14 protein-coding genes are annotated in these 17,127 nt (G+C 69.9%); 5 read left to right on the forward strand and 9 right to left on the reverse strand.

The window, feature by feature from the left end; translation table 11 throughout:
- The first annotated feature begins 15 nt into the window (after nucleotides 1-15).
- A complete protein-coding gene (purN, locus tag ABGB10_RS25035; RefSeq protein ID WP_347663388.1) occupies nucleotides 16-636 on the forward strand; it encodes a phosphoribosylglycinamide formyltransferase in 621 nt (206 codons plus the stop codon).
- A complete protein-coding gene (gene purH, locus ABGB10_RS25040; protein ID WP_347663389.1) occupies nucleotides 633-2,204 on the forward strand; it encodes a bifunctional phosphoribosylaminoimidazolecarboxamide formyltransferase/IMP cyclohydrolase in 1,572 nt (523 codons plus the stop codon). Before purN ends, purH begins: the two co-directional genes overlap by 4 nt.
- Before the next feature lie 156 nt (nucleotides 2,205-2,360).
- Here purH and ABGB10_RS25045 read toward each other — a convergent pair whose 3' ends face one another.
- The 5 genes from ABGB10_RS25045 to ABGB10_RS25065 form a co-directional block, all read right to left on the reverse strand.
- Entirely contained in the window at nucleotides 2,361-3,392 is a 1,032-nt protein-coding gene (locus ABGB10_RS25045) for a dipeptide ABC transporter ATP-binding protein (protein ID WP_347663391.1), read from the reverse strand.
- Nucleotides 3,373-4,413: an ABC transporter ATP-binding protein gene (locus tag ABGB10_RS25050; protein WP_347663392.1), complete on the reverse strand. Its 1,041-nt coding sequence runs from the start codon at nucleotides 4,411-4,413 to the stop codon at nucleotides 3,373-3,375. The genes ABGB10_RS25045 and ABGB10_RS25050 overlap by 20 nt, the downstream gene beginning before the upstream one ends.
- A 5-nt stretch (nucleotides 4,414-4,418) precedes the next feature.
- Entirely contained in the window at nucleotides 4,419-5,375 is a 957-nt protein-coding gene (locus ABGB10_RS25055) for an ABC transporter permease (RefSeq protein WP_347663393.1), read from the reverse strand.
- Nucleotides 5,368-6,306 (reverse strand): ABC transporter permease, encoded by a 939-nt coding sequence (locus ABGB10_RS25060; protein WP_347663394.1) that lies wholly within the window; start codon nucleotides 6,304-6,306, stop codon nucleotides 5,368-5,370. Before ABGB10_RS25060 ends, ABGB10_RS25055 begins: the two co-directional genes overlap by 8 nt.
- A 197-nt stretch (nucleotides 6,307-6,503) precedes the next feature.
- Nucleotides 6,504-8,105 (reverse strand): ABC transporter substrate-binding protein, encoded by a 1,602-nt coding sequence (locus tag ABGB10_RS25065; RefSeq protein ID WP_347663395.1) that lies wholly within the window; start codon nucleotides 8,103-8,105, stop codon nucleotides 6,504-6,506.
- A 448-nt stretch (nucleotides 8,106-8,553) separates the two neighbouring features.
- On the opposite strand from ABGB10_RS25065, the gene ABGB10_RS25070 reads away from it, so the two are divergent.
- Together ABGB10_RS25070 and ABGB10_RS25075 are read left to right on the forward strand one after the other, a co-directional pair.
- Complete coding sequence (locus ABGB10_RS25070) at nucleotides 8,554-9,414, forward strand: bifunctional methylenetetrahydrofolate dehydrogenase/methenyltetrahydrofolate cyclohydrolase (protein WP_347663396.1); 861 nt, start codon at nucleotides 8,554-8,556, stop codon at nucleotides 9,412-9,414.
- 126 nt (nucleotides 9,415-9,540) lie between these two features.
- A complete protein-coding gene (locus ABGB10_RS25075) occupies nucleotides 9,541-10,491 on the forward strand; it encodes a malate dehydrogenase (protein WP_112583765.1) in 951 nt (316 codons plus the stop codon).
- Nucleotides 10,492-10,700: 209 nt separating this feature from the next.
- Here ABGB10_RS25075 and ABGB10_RS25080 read toward each other — a convergent pair whose 3' ends face one another.
- On the reverse strand, nucleotides 10,701-11,507 hold the full coding sequence (locus ABGB10_RS25080) for an MBL fold metallo-hydrolase (RefSeq protein WP_347663397.1): 807 nt from the start codon (nucleotides 11,505-11,507) through the stop codon (nucleotides 10,701-10,703).
- 137 nt (nucleotides 11,508-11,644) lie between these two features.
- Between ABGB10_RS25080 and ABGB10_RS25085 the strand changes: the two genes are divergently transcribed.
- The gene (locus ABGB10_RS25085) at nucleotides 11,645-12,862 is read left to right on the forward strand and encodes an NADP-dependent isocitrate dehydrogenase (RefSeq protein WP_347663398.1); all 1,218 of its coding nucleotides are present in this window, start codon (nucleotides 11,645-11,647) and stop codon (nucleotides 12,860-12,862) included.
- Between the two features lie 301 nt (nucleotides 12,863-13,163).
- Here the strand turns inward: ABGB10_RS25085 and galT are convergent, their stop codons facing one another.
- From galT to cysC, 3 genes are all read right to left on the reverse strand, one after another.
- A complete protein-coding gene (gene galT / locus ABGB10_RS25090) occupies nucleotides 13,164-14,240 on the reverse strand; it encodes a galactose-1-phosphate uridylyltransferase (protein WP_347663399.1) in 1,077 nt (358 codons plus the stop codon).
- A complete protein-coding gene (locus tag ABGB10_RS25095; protein WP_347663401.1) occupies nucleotides 14,237-15,061 on the reverse strand; it encodes a DeoR/GlpR family DNA-binding transcription regulator in 825 nt (274 codons plus the stop codon). The genes galT and ABGB10_RS25095 overlap by 4 nt, the downstream gene beginning before the upstream one ends.
- A gap of 110 nt (nucleotides 15,062-15,171) precedes the next feature.
- Nucleotides 15,172-16,701, reverse strand: coding sequence for an adenylyl-sulfate kinase (gene cysC, locus ABGB10_RS25100; RefSeq protein ID WP_347663402.1), 1,530 nt, complete (start codon nucleotides 16,699-16,701; stop codon nucleotides 15,172-15,174).
- Between the last annotated feature and the right edge of the window lie 426 nt (nucleotides 16,702-17,127).

The following is a 17,127-nucleotide window of genomic DNA, read 5'->3' on the forward strand; positions in this document are numbered from 1 at the left end:
CGATAGGGTGGCCCGGTGACCGAGCCCGCGCCTGTCGCCCGCATCGTCGTCCTCGTCTCCGGCTCCGGGAGCAACCTCCAGTCGCTGCTGGATGCCGCGGTCGACCCCGCGTACGGCGCACAGGTCGTCGCGGTCGGCGCGGACCGCGACGGCATCGTGGGCCTGGACCGGGCCGAGGCGGCGGGGGTGCCGACCTTCGTCGAGCGGGTCCGTGACCACGACACGCGGGAGGACTGGGACCGGGCGCTCACCGCGCACGTCGCGAAGCACCAACCCGACCTGGTCATCTCCGCCGGTTTCCTCAAGCTGGTCGGGCCGCACTTCCTCGCTGCCTTCGGCGACCGCTACCTGAACACCCACAACACCCTGCTGCCGGCGTTTCCCGGCATCCACGGCCCGCGGGACGCGCTCGCCTACGGCGTGAAGCTCACCGGGGCCACCCTCTTCTTCGTCGACGCCGGCATGGACACCGGGCCGATCGTCGCGCAGGTCGCGGTGCCGGTGCTCGACGACGACGACGTGGACACGCTCACCGAGCGCATCAAGGAAGCCGAGCGGCGCCAGCTCGTCGAGCAGGTCGGCCGTCTGGTCCGCGAAGGTTGGACCATCACCGGAAGGAAGGTCACGGTTCCGTGAGTCCCACTCAGGACGGGCGCCGCCCGATCAGGCGGGCGCTGGTCAGCGTCTACGACAAGACCGGGCTGGCCGAGCTGGCCCGGGCCCTGCACGCCGCCGGTGTGGAGATCGTGTCCACCGGCAGCACGGCGGGCACCATCGCCGCCGCCGGTGTGCCGGTGACGGCGGTGGAGACGGTGACCGGGTTCCCCGAGGTGCTCGACGGCCGGGTGAAGACCCTGCACCCGAAGGTGCACGCCGGTCTCCTGGCCGACCTGCGTAAGGACACGCACGTCACCCAGCTCGACGAGCTGGGGGTGGCGGCGTTCGACCTGCTGGTCTCCAACCTCTACCCGTTCCAGGCGACCGTCGCCTCCGGCGCCGGAGTCGAGGAGTGTGTGGAGCAGATCGACATCGGCGGCCCGGCCATGGTGCGCGCCGCCGCCAAGAACCACGCCTCGGTCGCCGTGCTCACCGATCCGGCCGGTTACCCGGCGCTGATCGGCGCGCTCGCCGAGGGAGGCTTCACCCTGGCCCAGCGCCGCGCGCTGGCTGCCCGGGCGTTCGCCGACATCGCCGAGTACGACGTCGCGGTGGCCCAGTGGTGCGCCCAGGAGCTGGCCCCGGCCGACGACTCCTGGCCGGCGTTCGCCGGGCTGGCGCTGCGCAAGTCGACGGCGCTGCGGTACGGGGAGAACCCGCACCAGCCGGCGGCGCTCTACACCGACCCGGACGCCCCGGCGGGGTTGGCCCAGGCCGAGCAGTTGCACGGCAAGGAGATGTCGTACAACAACTACGTCGACGCGGACGCCGCCTGGCGGGCCGCGAACGACTTCGCCGACCAGCCGGCGGTGGCGATCATCAAGCACGCCAACCCGTGCGGCATCGCGGTGGGCGTGGACGTCGCCGAGGCGCACCGCCGGGCGCACGCCTGCGACCCGGTGTCGGCGTACGGCGGCGTCATCGCGGTCAACCGGTCGGTCTCGGTCGAGCTGGCCCGGCAGGTCGCGGACATCTTCACCGAGGTGGTGGTCGCCCCCGGCTTCGACGAGGGCGCGGTCGAGGTGTTGCAGGGCAAGAAGAACATCCGGCTGCTGCGGGCACCGGCCTGGACGCCGGCGCTGGTGGAGTTGCGGCCGGTGACCGGCGGCGTGCTGGCCCAGGTCGCCGACCGGGTGAACGCTCCCGGCGACGACCCGGCCAACTGGCAGTTGGCGACCGGCGAGGCTGCCGACGAGGAGCTGCTGCGGGACCTCGCGTTCGCGTGGCGGGCGGTCCGCGCGGTGAAGAGCAACGCGATCCTGCTCGCCAAGGACGGCGCCACCGTCGGGGTGGGCATGGGTCAGGTCAACCGGGTGGACTCGGCGCAGCTCGCGGTGAGCCGGGCCGGTGCCGACCGGGCCCGGGGCTCGGTCGCTGCCTCGGACGCGTTCTTCCCGTTCGCCGACGGCCCGCAGATCCTCATCGACGCAGGCGTCCGCGCCATCGTGCAGCCCGGTGGCTCGATCCGTGACGAAGAGGTCATCGAAGCGGCGAAGAAGGCCAACGTGACGATGTACCTAACGGGAACCCGCCACTTCTTCCACTGACCCGCAGCCCGCAGCCCGCAGCCCGCAGCCCGCAGCCCGCAGCCCGCAGCCCCAACGTCCGCGTCGATCATGGAGTTGTGGTGCCCCTCAAAAGGGGTGCCGGCCAATAAATCGGCCACCACAACTCCATGATCGACGCGTGAGGCGGGACGGCGGTTAGGGGGTTGGGCGGAGTTCGGCGAAGTGGCAGGCGGACGGGTGGGGGTCCGCAGCCCTCGGCACCGTTGCGGGATCCTCGACGGCGCAGATGTCCTGGGCCTTCCAGCAGCGGGTCCGGAAGTGGCACCCGCTCGGCGGGTCGGCCGGGCTGGGCACGTCGCCGACCAGCCGGATCATGGTGCGCTGGTCGCGGGCCTCCGGGTCGGGCACCGGCACCGCGGAGAGCAGAGCCTGGGTGTACGGGTGGGTGGCCCGCTCGTAGATCTCGTCCTCGGTGCCGATCTCCACGATCCGACCGAGGTACATCACCGCGACCCGGTCGGCGATGTGCCGCACCACGGACAGGTCGTGGGCGATGAAGATGTACGACAGCCCCAGCTCGTCCTGCAACTGCTTGAGCAGGTTGATCACCTGGGCCTGGATGGAGACGTCCAGCGCCGACACCGGCTCGTCGCAGACGATCACGTCGGGCCGGAGCGCGAGCGCCCGGGCGATGCCGATGCGCTGACGCTGACCGCCGGAGAACTGGTGCGGGTACCGGTTGATGTGTTCCGGGTTGAGCCCGACCAGGTCCAACAGTTCCTGAACACGCCGCTGCTTGCTGCCCTTGGGCGCGGCATCCGGGTGGATCTCGAATGGCTCGCCGATGATGTCGCCGACGGTCATCCGCGGGTTGAGCGAGGTGTACGGGTCCTGCATCACCATCTGCATGTTGCGGCGCACCCGGCGCAGCTCGCCACCGGATGCTTTGAACAGGTCCCGGCCCTCCAGGGTGGCGCTGCCCGAGGTGGGGGTCTCCAGCCGCATCAGCAGCCGGGCGAGGGTGGACTTGCCGCAGCCGGACTCGCCGACGACACCGAGCGTCTCGCCCCGACGCAACTCGAAGCTCACCCCGTCGACGGCCTTGACCGCGCCGACCTGCCGCTGGAACAGAACGCCCTGGGTGATCGGGAAGTGCTTCACCAGGTTGTCGACGGAGAGGATGGCCTCGCCGCGGACCTTGGTGGGGTTAGCGGGCGACGCTGTCATCACGGACCTCCTGCGCGAAGTGGCAAGCGCTGGTCCGGCCGTCGCCGAGGACCAGGTCGTGCGGTACGACGTCCACGCAGACCTGCTGGACGTACGGGCACCGGGGGTGGAACGGGCAGCCGGACGGGATGCGCATCAGGTTCGGCGGCAACCCCTTGATCGTGGACAGCTCCTCGCCACGCACGTCCAGGCGCGGGATCGACTCCAACAAACCCTTGGTGTACGGGTGGGCGGGCGCCTTGTAGAGCGAGCGGACGTCGGCGTGCTCGACGATCCGACCGGCGTACATGACGGCGATCCGGTCCGCGACACCGGCGACCACTCCCAGGTCGTGGGTGATCAGGATCATCGCCATGTTGAGGTCGCGGCGCAGGTCGGCCAGCAGGTCCATGATCTGGGCCTGGACGGTCACGTCGAGGGCCGTGGTGGGCTCGTCGGCGATCAACACCTTCGGGTCCAGCGCCAGCGCCATGGCGATCATGACGCGCTGCCGCATGCCACCGGAGAACTGGTGCGGGTAGTCGCCGATGCGCTTCGCGGCACCTGGGATCTTGACCAGGTCCATCAACTCGATGGCGCGCCGCCGGGCGTCGGCCCGGGACATGCCGGCGCGCTGGCGCAGCGTCTCACCGATCTGCCAGCCGACCGGGAACACCGGGTTCAGGGCGGAGAGCGCGTCCTGGAAGATCATCGCGATCTCCTTGCCGCGTACCTGCCGACGCTGCTCCTCGGAGCGGGTGAGCAGGTCCTGACCCTGGTAGAGGATCTGGCCGGAGCGGACGAACGCGGGCGGGGTGTCCAGGATGCCCATGATCGCCTGGGCGGTGACCGACTTGCCCGAGCCGGACTCGCCGAGCACGGCAAGTGTCTCGCCGGCGTCCAGGTGGTACGACACGCCGTTGATCACCCGGGCCACACCCTCGTTGGTGCGGAACTCGACGTGCAGGTCCCGCAACTCCAGCAGGTGGCCGCCCTCGGGCGTGGCGGAGGCGGGTGTGGGTTGAACGGTGGAGTGGGTCATCAGATTCACCGCAGCTTCGGGTCGAAGGCGTCACGGATCGCGTCGCCGAGCATGATGAACGCCAGCACGGTCAGCGCGAGGAACGCCGACGGGACGATCAGCGGCGTGGCCGCCTCGCGCATGTGGATGCGGCCGGTGTCGATGTCCTGACCCCACGAGATGGTCGGCGCCTTCAGGCCGATGCCCAGGAAGGAGAGCGTCGCCTCGGCCGCGATGAACGAGCCGAGCGCGATGGTCAGCACGACGATGACCGGGGCCAGCGAGTTCGGCAGGATGTGCCGCCACATGATCCGGCTGTTGCCAGCGCCGAGCATCCGCGCCGCCGCGACGTAGTCCTGCTCCTTGGCGGTGATCACCGAGGAGCGGACCACCCGGGCGGCGGTGGTCCAGCCGAGGAGGGCCAGCACGAAGACGACCGCACCGATCCGCGCCCACTGGCTGTCGCTGGACACCCGCTTGAGCAGCACGATCGCGGCCAGCAGCAGCGGAATGCCGAGCACCACGTCGATCACCCGGGAGAGCACCGCGTCGACCCACCGGCCGAAGTACCCGGCCAGCATGCCGATCACCAGGGCGATGATCCCGGTGCCGAGCGCGGCGAGCGCGCCGACCAGCAGCGAGGCCCGGGTGCCGTAGACCGCCCGGGAGTACGTGTCGCACCCCTGGAAGTCGTACCCGAAGATGGCCCCGCCGGACGGCCCGGCGTGCTGCCGGGACAGCAGGCAGTCGTTCGGGTTGTTGGCGGTGAACACACCGGGGAGCAGCGCCATCAGGGTGAAGGTGACCACCAGCGCCAGCGAGATCCAGAAGATCGGGTTGCGGCGCAGGTCGCGCCAGGCGTCTCCGGCCAGGCTGCGGGGCTTGTTCGTGGCACCGACCTGGTTGGGTGTGCCCGGCTCGCCTGAGGGGCCACGTCGTGCGGCCTGGTTCTCGCTGGCCGCCACCGTTTCGAAGTCACTCATAGCGGATCCTCGGGTCGAGTACGGCGTACAGGACGTCCACCACCAGGTTCGAGACCAGGTAGACCACGACGAGCACACTGACGATGCCCACCACCAGCGGGCCGTCCTCGGTGCGGATGCCGCGGAAGAGGTTGAAGCCCACGCCGGGGATGTTGAAGACGCCCTCGGTGATGATCGCGCCGCTCATCAGGTTGCCCAGCTCCACACCGAGGAAGGTGATGACCGGGATGAGCGAGTTGCGCAGTACGTGGACGATGACGATTCGGCGCTTGACCAGGCCCTTCGACCGGGCGGTCCGGACGTAGTCCGCACGCAGGTTCTCCGCCACCGAGGCGCGGGTGAGCCGCAACGCGGTGGCCAGCGACAGCGAGCCGAGCACGATGCCCGGCAGCAGGAGCGCGTAGAACGTCGGGTCGGCGCCGGCGGTGGGCGGGAAGAGCTGCCACTTGACGCCCAGGAAGTACTGGGCCAGCGGCGCCAGCACGATGGTCGGGATGCCCAGCACCAGCAGGGTCAGCACCAGGGTCGAGTTGTCGAAGATGCTGGCTCGGCGGATACCGGCGATCACTCCGGCGCTGACTCCGAAGATGATCGCCACGGCGAGCGCGATGAGCGCGAGCCGTACGGTGACCGGCCAGGCCTGCTGGAGGATGTCGCCGATGCTCCGACCGGTGAGCGACTCGCCGAGGTTGCCCTGGAGCAGGTCCTTCACGTAGTCGAAGTAGCGGTAGAAGAAGCCGCCGACGCCCGTCTGATCCAGGTTGTACTTCTCGGTCAGGTAGGCCCGTTGGGCTGGCGTCACCGGCCGTTCGCCGGCGAGCGCCTGGATCGGGTCGCCCTGTCCGGCGAATGTCAGCGCGTAGACGATCAGGGTGGTCCCGAAGAAGGCCAGGACCATCTGCAGTAGGCGCCGCAGGATGTAGCGGAACATGCTTAGCAGTCTCTCCGGAAATGTGCGAAAGGGTCGCAGGACGGCATCTCTGGTCGTACCCGAAATATCCGAGACGTGCCGTCCGGCCCGGGGGAGCCGGCACCACCGACGCCGGGTCCGCTGCTGCGGCCCGGCCCCGGTGATGCGGTCCGGGCCACCCGGGCTTCGTCGCCCGGGTGGCCCACACCATGCTCAGCTCAGCTGGCTGCTTCGATCTTGACGAGGTTGACCCGCTGGAACAGGTCCATCTCCACGTTCTTGACCTTGGACGAGTGACCGAACACGTTCTCGCCGAAGCGGAGCGGGATCACCGGCATGTCCTTGGCCAGGATGTCCTCCGCCTGCTGGTACTTGGCGATCGCCTCGTCCTGCGTCTTGGCGGCGGAACCCTCCTTGACCAGCTTGTCGAACTCCGGGTTGCTGTAGCCGTAGTAGTTCGACGAGCCGTTCGTGGTGTACAGCGGGCCGAGGTAGTCCTCCATGGTCGGGTAGTCCATGACCCAACCCATCCGGAACGCACCCACCGGCGTCTTCTTCTCGACCTTGGTCAGCAGGTCGGCGAACTTCGGCTCGGCCGAGCCGACCGCGTCCACGCCCAGGTTGGCCTTGAGCTGGTTGACAGTGGCATCGACCCAGTCCTTGTGCCCGCCATCGCCGTTGTACGAGATGACGATCTTCGACGGGCCACCGGCGGCCTGGTAGAGCTTCTTGGCCTCGGTCGGGTTGAACTCGCCGGCCTTGCCAGCGGTGTTCTCCCGGTAGCCCGGCAGGACCGGCGAGACGAACGAACGCGCCGACGTCTGCGAGCCCTTGAAGACCGACTTGGTGATCTCGTCACGGTCGATCGCCATCGAGATGGCCTTACGGACGTCCGGGTTGCTGTAGTCCTTGTCGAACGTCGGGAACGCCAGGAACTGGAACGACGACATCGGGCTGGTCTGGTACCGGTCGCCCAGGTCGCTCGGCGCGGTGCTCAGGCTCTCGGTCGGGATCGTGGGCAGCACGTCCAGGTTGTCCGCCAGGACGTCCGCGTAGGCTGCGGTGAGCTGCTGGTAGATCCGGAACTCGACGTTCTTCACCTTGGGCTTCTCGCCCGGGAAGGCGTCGTAACGCTCGACCTCGATCTTGCTGTCGTGCTGCCAGGTGCCCTTCATCTTGAAGGGGCCCTGCCCGATCGGGGCCTGCTCGTAGGAGTCCTTGAGCACGCCCGGAGCCGAGAACGCGGCGTCCGGCATCGGGTAGAACGCGGTGTAACCCAGCGTCGTCCGGAAGTCGATGTACGGCTCGGACAGCGTCGCGGTGAAGGTGAGGTCGTCGACCTTCTTCAGGCCGGACATCTCCTTGGCCTTCGGCGCCTTGCCCTGCAGGTCGGCGTAGCCAGCGATCTTCTCGAAGAAGTAGTTGCTGTCCTGACCGTTGGGGGCGTACGCGCCGTAGTTCCACGCGTTGATGTAGTCCTCGGACGTGACCTTCTCACCGTTGTGGAAGGTGAAGCCGTCCTTGAGCTTGATCGTCCAGACCTTGTTGTCGGACGAGGTGATCGACTGTGCGGCGACCTCGTACGGCTTGTTCTGGGCGTCGTAGTCGACGAGCGGGCTGAACAGGCCGGTGAGCACCTGCGCGCCCGACGTCTCGGTGGTGTTGGTGGGAACCAGGTGCTTCGGTTCGCCGATCTGGATGCTGACCGCCGAACTGTCGCTGCCGCCGGATCCACCGTCTCCGCCGCTGCCGCAGGCCGCGAGGCCCAGCGTCACCGCGAGCGGGAGGGCGGTCCAGGCGGCGAGTCTACGAACTCGCATTGAGCCTCCTCATCTCCTCACGCTGCGCAGTCAGGCCCGACGCTGGGTTTACGCTGCGCAACAAGCGGTAACGGTAGGTCGGCGGCGAGGCTTCGACAACGACGCGGTTGCGGGTGGGTAACGGTCTGGAGTCGAGCTCCTTGTCGACCGGCTGTCGGTCTGCTACCCCAAATCGTGCGAAACGTCATCTGCCTGCGAATACGTTGTTGTTTTCGGGCTCTGTTACGGCCGTTTGGATCGAGCTGGGACCCGTTGGGGTGCCCATCTGGTCTCTGCCAGTCGCGATCGTTCTGTCTGGTTCGATGGTGACCGAATGAACAATAAGTGACTCAGAGTGACTAGTAACACGTCACTGATGGTGACGTTTGATGGTGCTGATCAAGTCGACAACGGGTCGCCCGACCGAGGTCGTCGGAACCGCGGGCGGCGGTCGTGAGACGATCTGGTCGTGACGGCGACGCTTCTGGACGGCAAGGCAACCGCGGCTGAGATCAAGGACGAGCTGCGAATTCGGGTGAAGGCACTCGCGGAACGCGGCATCACCCCCGGGTTGGGCACGGTCCTGGTCGGGGCGGACCCGGGCAGTCAGGCGTACGTCAACGGCAAGCACCGCGACTGCGCCGAGGTGGGCATCGCCTCGATCCGCCGGGAGTTGCCGGCCGACGCCACCCAGCAGCAGGTCGACGACGTGGTGGCCGAGCTGAACGCCGACCCGGCGTGCCACGGCTACATCGTCCAGCTGCCGCTGCCCGCCCACCTCGACACCCAGCGCGTGCTGGAGCTGATCGACCCGGACAAGGACGCCGACGGCCTGCACCCGGTCAACCTGGGCCGGCTCGTCCTCGGCTACGACGGCCCGCTGCCCTGCACCCCGCGCGGCATCGTCGAACTGCTCCGCCGCCACGACGTGGCGCTGCGCGGTGCCACCGTCGCTGTCGTCGGCCGGGGCAACACCGTCGGCCGACCGCTCGGCCTGCTGCTCACCCGGCGCTCCGAGAACGCCACGGTCACCCTGTGCCACACCGGCACCCTCGACCTCGCCTCGCACACCCGCGCCGCCGACATCGTCATCGTCGCGGCCGGCGTACCGGGACTGCTCACCTCCGACATGATCAACCCAGGCGCGGTCGTGGTGGACGTCGGCATCACGCGGGTGATCGGGGCGGACGGCAAGGGCCGCTACACCGGCGACGTGGACCCGGAGGTGGCCGAGACGGCCGGCGCGCTGGTCCCCATGCCCGGCGGTGTCGGGCCGATGACCCGGGCCATGCTGCTCACCAACGTGGTGGAGCGCGCGGAGCGCGGTTGAACCGCGCGCCGGTGACGCCGGTGACGTTCGCCCCATCCCGGCGATGCCCGCCGCCCCTGGCCTGATCGGTGCCAGGATGACTGATACGGTCCGGAAAACCGACTGGTATCAGGGAGTGGGACGACCATGGGTAAGAAGGTCACTGTCGTCGGGGCTGGCTTCTACGGCTCTACCACCGCACAGCGCCTGGCCGAGTACGACGTCTTCGACACCGTAGTGATCACCGACATCGTGGAGGGCAAGCCCGCGGGCCTCGCGCTCGACCTCAACCAGTCCCGGGCCATCGAGGGCTTCGAGACCAAGGTGGTCGGCGTGACCACCGGCCCCAACGGTGAGGGCTACGAGAGCATCGAGGGCTCCGACGTCGTCGTGATCACCGCTGGTCTGCCGCGCAAGCCCGGCATGAGCCGGATGGACCTGCTGGAGACCAACGCCAAGATCGTTCGTCAGGTCGCCGAGAACGTAGCCAAGTACGCCCCGAACGCCGTCGTCATCGTCGTCTCCAACCCGCTGGACGAGATGACCGCGCTGGCGCAGCTCGCCACCCAGTTCCCGAAGAACCGGGTGCTCGGCCAGGCCGGCATGCTCGACACCGCCCGGTTCAGCAACTTCGTCGCCGAGGCGCTGAACGTGCCGGTGGCGTCGGTGCGCACGCTGACCCTGGGCTCGCACGGCGACACCATGGTCCCGGTGCCGTCGAAGAGCACCGTCAACGGCAAGCCGCTGCGTGACGCGATGCCGGCGGAGCAGATCGAGGAACTGGTCGTCAAGACCCGCAACGGTGGCGCCGAGGTGGTCGCGCTGCTCAAGACCGGTTCGGCGTACTACGCCCCGTCGGCCGCCGCGGCCCGGATGGCGAAGGCCGTCGCCGAGGACTCCGGCGAGGTCATGCCGGTCTGCGCCTGGGTCGACGGCGAGTACGGCATCTCCGGCGTCTACCTGGGCGTCGAGGCCGAGATCGGCGCCGAGGGCGTCAAGCGGGTCGTCGAGACCGACCTGGACGCCGACGAGCGCGCCAGCCTCCTGGAGGCGGCCGAGGCCGTCCGCGCGAAGCAGGGCGACATCTCCAGCATGTAGTTCCCCGAACCAGACCAGCCGAAGGGCCCGCCGGCTAAGCCGGCGGGCCCTTCGCCATCGGATGGGCGCAACTTCGGGGATGTTGCTGCCTCGGGGGCTCCGGAGGCAGCACTTTCGCCGATGTTGAGCGGATCTTGGCTCGCCGGCGCACTCGATGGGCACCCACATCCAGGATCGAACGCGATCTTGCCCGTTCCGCGCCGGGTGATCTACGCGGATTGGTGGGGGAGGAAGGGGGTGCCGAGGTGTGGGGTGGCCAGGATGCTGGGGGAGTGGACGCGGAGCGCGGCCCGCCGGGAGGTGCGCGCGAGGTCCGGGTCTTCCTCGTGGGCATACGCCAGGTCGGGGTCGACGAGTTGCACGGCGTGCACCAGCAGGTCGCCGGTGAGCAGCATCCGTTCGTCGGCAGAGGTCAGGAGCACCGACTGGTGGCCGGGGGTGTGGCCGGGAGTGGGCAGCAGGCGTACCGCCGGGGTGAGGATCGTCTCGCCGTCGACCACGCGGAGCTGGCCGGCGGCACGCAACGGCGCGATCAGGCCGGCCGGCAGCCCCGGGTTGAGCGTCTCCGCCGCGTCCAGCTCGGCGCGCTGCAGCAGGTAGCTCGCGTTCGGGAAGTATGGCCTGCCGGGCGTGCCGGTGACGGCCCAGCCGATGTGGTCGCTGTGCAGGTGGGTCAGCACGACAGTCTCGACGTCGGCCGGGTCGATGCCCGCGGCGGCCAGCTCGGCGGGCATCCGGCCAGGCACCGGTGCCCAGCTCGCGGCCGGCGCGTCGACCGGGCCGATCCCCGCGTCGACCAGGGTGACCGGTCCGTCGCCGGTGCGGATCGCGAAGCTGCGGAACGGTAGCCACCACTGCCCGTCGGCGGTGACCGAGGTGGGGTCACGCCGGTCGGCCTCCTCCCAGTGCGCCGCCGTGGCGTGCGGAAACGCCTCCGCCCGGGGTTGGAAGAAGGCACCCTCTCCGTCGGTGAGGGCGGTGACCGTGATAGACCCGAGGGTGCGGCTCAGTGGCATCGCGTCATGGTCCACGGAGTTCCTGCGCCGCGCAGCCCGGTTTCCGCCGGCCGGTCGAGGCCGGCTGGGGGGCGCCGGCCCAATTGCAGTACGCTCGTACTGCTTGAGCACGTGTCCCCCGAGAGGAGCGCCGGCCGATGGCGAAGATCAAGGTAAACAACCCGGTCGTAGAACTCGACGGCGACGAGATGACCCGGATCATCTGGAAGCAGATCCGGGAGCAGCTGATCCTGCCCTACCTCGACGTCGACCTGCACTACTACGACCTGTCGATCCAGCACCGTGACGAGACCGACGACCAGGTCACGATCGACGCCGCCAACGCCATCAAGGAGCACGGCGTCGGCGTCAAGTGCGCGACCATCACCCCGGACGAGGCCCGGGTCGAGGAGTTCGGCCTGAAGAAGATGTGGCGGTCGCCGAACGGCACCATCCGCAACATCCTCGGCGGCGTCGTCTTCCGTGAGCCGATCATCATGTCCAACGTGCCGCGGCTGGTCCCCGGCTGGACCAAGCCGATCATCATCGGCCGGCACGCCCACGGTGACCAGTACAAGGCCACCGACTTCGTCGTCCCCGGCCCAGGCACGGTGACCATCACCTACACCCCGGCCGACGGCGGCGCGCCGATGGAGATGGAGGTCGCCAACTTCTCCGGCGGCGGCATCGCCATGGGCATGTACAACTACGACGAGTCGATCCGGGACTTCGCCCGGGCGTCGTTCCGGTACGGGCTGGACCGCAACTACCCGGTCTACCTGTCGACCAAGAACACGATCCTCAAGGCGTACGACGGCCGGTTCAAGGACATCTTCGCCGAGGTGTTCGAGACCGAGTTCAAGGACGAGTTCGCCGCCGCCGGCATCACCTACGAGCACCGGCTGATCGACGACATGGTCGCCGCCGCGCTCAAGTGGGAGGGCGGCTACGTCTGGGCCTGCAAGAACTACGACGGTGACGTGCAGTCCGACACCGTCGCGCAGGGCTTCGGCTCGCTGGGTCTGATGACCTCGGTCCTGCTCTCCCCGGACGGTCGGACCGTCGAGGCCGAGGCCGCGCACGGCACGGTCACCCGGCACTACCGGCAGTACCAGAAGGGCGAGAAGACCTCGACCAACCCGATCGCGTCGATCTACGCCTGGACCCGTGGCCTGGCCCACCGGGGCAAGCTGGACGGCACCCCGGCGGTCACCGAGTTCGCCAACACCCTGGAGCAGGTCATCGTCGACACCGTCGAGGGCGGCCAGATGACCAAGGACCTCGCGCTGCTCATCTCGCGCGACGCCCCGTGGCTGACCACCGACGAGTTCATGAACGCGCTCGACGAGAACCTGGCTCGTAAGCTCGGCGCCTGATCCAGGCGTACCGCGTCATCGGAGCCCGCCGGCCACTCGCCGGCGGGCTCCGGCGTGTCTGGCGGTGCCGCGCCGATCGGCGTCACCGCCGTCGGCGCGCCTCGTTGACCAGGATGGACGAGATGCCAGTCGCGTCCAGGAAGGTTGACCACGGTCGACCCGCGGCACCCGTGCGCCGATCAGCCAGCCTTCCCGGCTGTGCCGTGCACAGCCAGCCGTCCCTTCCCTGCGGGGGGCCCTGTCCCGGGCCCCCCGCGCCCTGTTTCCCGCCGCCCACCGCAAGGCGGGAAACAAGGGCGGCTCAGGCGGCGCGGAGCAGCTCGGCGGCACGCTCCGGGGAGATGTCGTTGATGAAGACGCCCATCCCGGACTCGGAGCCCGCCAGATACTTCAGCTTGTCCTTGGCGCGCCGGATGCTGAACAGCTGCAGGTGCAGGTGGCCGAACTCCCGGTCGATCCGCACCGGCGCCTGGTGCCACGCCGAGATGTACGGCATCGGCATGTCGAACAGGCCGTCGAAGCGACGCAGCAGATCCAGGTAGAGCGGCCCGAAGGCGTCCCGCTCGCTGTCGCTGAGCGCCGGGATGTCCGGCACCACCCGGCGCGGTGCGACGTGCACCTCGAACGGCCAGCGGGCCGCCGCCGGGACGAACGCCGTCCAGTGTTCGTTCTCGGTGACCACCCGCTCACCGGCGGCACGTTCGGCGGCCAGCACGTCCGCGTACAGGTTGCCCCCGCCGGTCCGTTCGGCGTGCCGGCGGGCGGCGGCCAGCAGCGCGCGGGTGCGCGGCGTCACGAAGGGGTACGCGTAGATCTGCCCGTGCGGGTGGTGCAGCGTGACGCCGATTTCGACGCCCCGGTTCTCGAAGCAGAAGACCTGCTCCACGCCGGGCAGTTCGCCGAGTACCTCGGTGCGGTCGGCGAGCGCGTCCAGCACGGTGCGGACCCGGCGCGGCGGCAGGCTGGCGAAGGAGGCGTTGTGGTCCGAGGTGAAGCACACCACCTCGCACCGCCCGAGACCCGGCCGGACGGAGGTGAACGGGGTGATCTCCCCAGGCTCGTCGGCCACCCGACCGCTGAGCGACGGGAACCGGTTCTCGAAGACCACCACGTCGTAGTCGGGCGCGGGGATCTCGGTCAGCCGGTCGCCCACCGACGGGTCGAGCGGGCACTCGTTCGCCGGCGGCAGGAAGATGCGGGTCTGCCGGTGCACGGCGACGGCCACCCACTCGTCGGTCAGCGGGTCGTAGCGCAGTTGGGACGCGGGCGGCGGCGGTGGCAGGTCGCGGCGGTCCGGCTGGTCGCGGACGGCGTCGTCGCGCTCGTCGAAGTAGATCAGCTCCCGGCCGTCGGCCAGGTCGATCGCGGTGCGCTTCACGGCGCCGTCTCCTCACTCGTCGGCGTGCGCGTCGCGCGGCCCGCCCCTGTCGCCTTCACCATGATCAATTCGCCCACCTGTTCGCCGAGTACCCGTCGAGCGGGTGGGGGCAACCGGTCGTCGCTGACCAGTACGTGTGCTGCGGCCAGCTCGACGATCGAGGAGATGCCCACCGTGCCCCACTTGGTGTGGTCGGCGAGGACCACCAACCGGTCCGCCGCGGCCACGAGCGCCCGGTCGGTCTCCGCCTCCATGAGGTTCGGGGTGGTGAAGCCGGCCCGCTCGGTGATGCCGTGCACGCCCAGGAAGAGCAGGTCCAGGTGCAGCGACCGGACCGCCCCGACCGCGAGTGGGCCGACCAACGCGTCCGACGGCGTGCGTACGCCCCCGGTGAGCACCACCGTCTGGTCCGGTCGACCTCCGGCGTGCAGGATCTCGGCCACCGGCAGCGAGTTGGTCACCACGGTCAGGCCGGGCACGTCCACCAGCCTGCGGGCCAGCTCGGCGGTGGTGGTGCCGGCGGAGAGGGCGACCGCCGCGCCAGGGCGGACCAGTTGGGCGGCGTGGTCCGCGATGGCGGCCTTCTCCGGCAACTGACGGACCGACTTGGCGTGGAAGCCCGGCTCGTCGGTCGAGCTCGGTCCGGCTGTCGTGGCGCCGCCGTGCACCTTGGCCAGCAGGCCGCGCTCGTGCAGCGCCTCCAGGTCGCGTCGGATGGTCATGTCGGAGACGCCGAACTCGGTGGCCAGCTCACTGACCCGAACGCCGCCGGTCGACCGGACCCGCTCCAGGATGGCCGCCTGCCGCTGCTGAGCGAGCATTGCCGTGCCTCCCGGGGGCCCCGTACTCTCACGCGGTCAAACGTGTTCCAACAAGAATGAACACTAGCGCGTAGCGGGTAGCGGTGGAAGGAACGGGGTACGGCGACGCCTCAGGCAGACGCGATCTTCAACTCCACCCAGCCGGTCTCGGTCAGGTGATGGAGCACCGCCTGCACCGCGTCCGCCACACTCATGTCGGTGGTGTCGAGCACCAGGTCGGCGTCGGTCGGCTCCTCGTACGGGTCGTCGATGCCGGTCATCCCGGTCAGCAGGCCCGCGCGTGCTCGCGCGTACAGGCCCTTGCGGTCCCGGCGCTCGCACACCTCCAGCGGGGTGGCCACGTGCACCAGGACGAAACCCGCCCCGGCGGCCAGAGCCATCTCCCGGGCCGTGGCGCGGGCGGCCGCGTACGGCGCGATCGGGCAGCAGATGCCCACCCCACGGTGCCGGGCGACCTCGGCGGCCACCCAACCGATCCGCCGGACGTTGAGATCCCGGTCGGCCTTGCTGAAGCCCAGCCCGGCGGAGAGCTCCCGGCGCACCACGTCCCCGTCGAGCAGGGTCACCGTGCGGTCGCCGCTCTCGCGCAGGGCGTCCGCGAGCCCTCGGGCGATCGTCGACTTGCCCGAACCGGAGAGGCCGGTCATGAAGACCACCAGCCCCCGGTGTCGGCGCGGCGGTCGGGCCCGGGCCAGCTCCCTCGCCACGGCCGGAGGGGTGTGCCACTCCGGCAGCGGGAAGCCCCGGTCGAGCAGGTCGTCGATCTCCTGCTGGGTCAGGGCGAGCCGGCGGTTACGCGGTGGGATGTCCTCCCGCCAGCGCCACTGCCCGTCCCGGTTGTCGTAGGCGAGTTCGCGCGGCACCAGCACCCGCAGCCCGGCGCCGGAGAGCATCTCCCCGGTGGAGAGCAGGTGGGTCACCCCGTACGACGCGGAGACCCGGGCGCGCAGCAGCGCGTCACTGATCTCCTCACGTCGGTGCGACAGGGGCACCGCGACAACGGTTGCCGGTGGCATCCGGTCCCGGGCGGCGAAGATGGTGCGCACCAGTGCCTCCGGCGGGAGGCCACCGACGCCGCCCTCACCGACCGGGATCATCACCAGCAGGTGCGCGGCCAACGTGCGGGCGGCATGGGCGATCTGGGCAAGCTGCGGCCGATGCAGCGGCCGATCGGCGATGACGCCGAGCACCCGGCCCGGGGGCAGCAGCGCGCGGACCTCCTCCGGGTTGCGGCGCAGCCGCTGGAACGGGCCGTGGCCACCGTCGCCCAGCCGTCGGACCGGGCCACCGACGCCGGCGATGCCGTCGCGTACCTGCCAGACGTCCGCCACGTCCAGGGCAGCCGCCGGGGCGCCCTCGCCGTCGGTCAGCACCAGCGCCCGGCGGGCCGGGTCCCGCGGATCGAAGCTCTCGGCCAGGGAGGTCGGCACCTGGAGCGTCACCGCGACCTGCCACGGCTCACCGTCGGCCAGCCGGCCACGTCGGCTCACCGAGACCAGGTCGGCGCGGGTCATGAAACCGGTCAGAGGGGCGTACGCGCCGGTCAGCAGCAGCTCAAGATCCGCGAGCTCACCCGGACGCGGCGTGTACGCCGGTGCGTCCCGCAGCACCTCGTCGGGCAGCACCCAACCGTTGCTCATCCACACCCCCCACTCGCTGACCGGCACACAGTTTCGCAGCCGACCGCCGATCGGTCGAGAGCGCCACTCCACGACACCGGCGGGTAGGACCGACGCCGGATCCGCCAGCCCGCCACCGACCGCATCCGGCTCCACACCCACCGCTCGTCGCGGAACCGGAGTCGTCCACCGTGGGCACGCCCACCTCGACCCGCCCGAGACTCGCGCCGTCGCCGAACGCCCGACGGATTGCTGCCCACTGAACGGAAGATGAATCGTCCCACCCCCCGGCGGGCTTTTCCGAAACGGGGTCGCGCCGGGCGCAGGACCGGGGAAAACTTTCCCACCAGCCGGCTAGCGGGACCTTAGGGGTCCGCTACGCCAAGGATCAGGGAAGCGCCGGGGGCGCGGCGGTGCCTGCGCCGGGCATCCACTCCCTACGCTGGG

It is taken from the genome of Micromonospora sp. B9E7, assembly GCF_039871815.1.
GTDB lineage: Bacteria > Actinomycetota > Actinomycetes > Mycobacteriales > Micromonosporaceae > Micromonospora.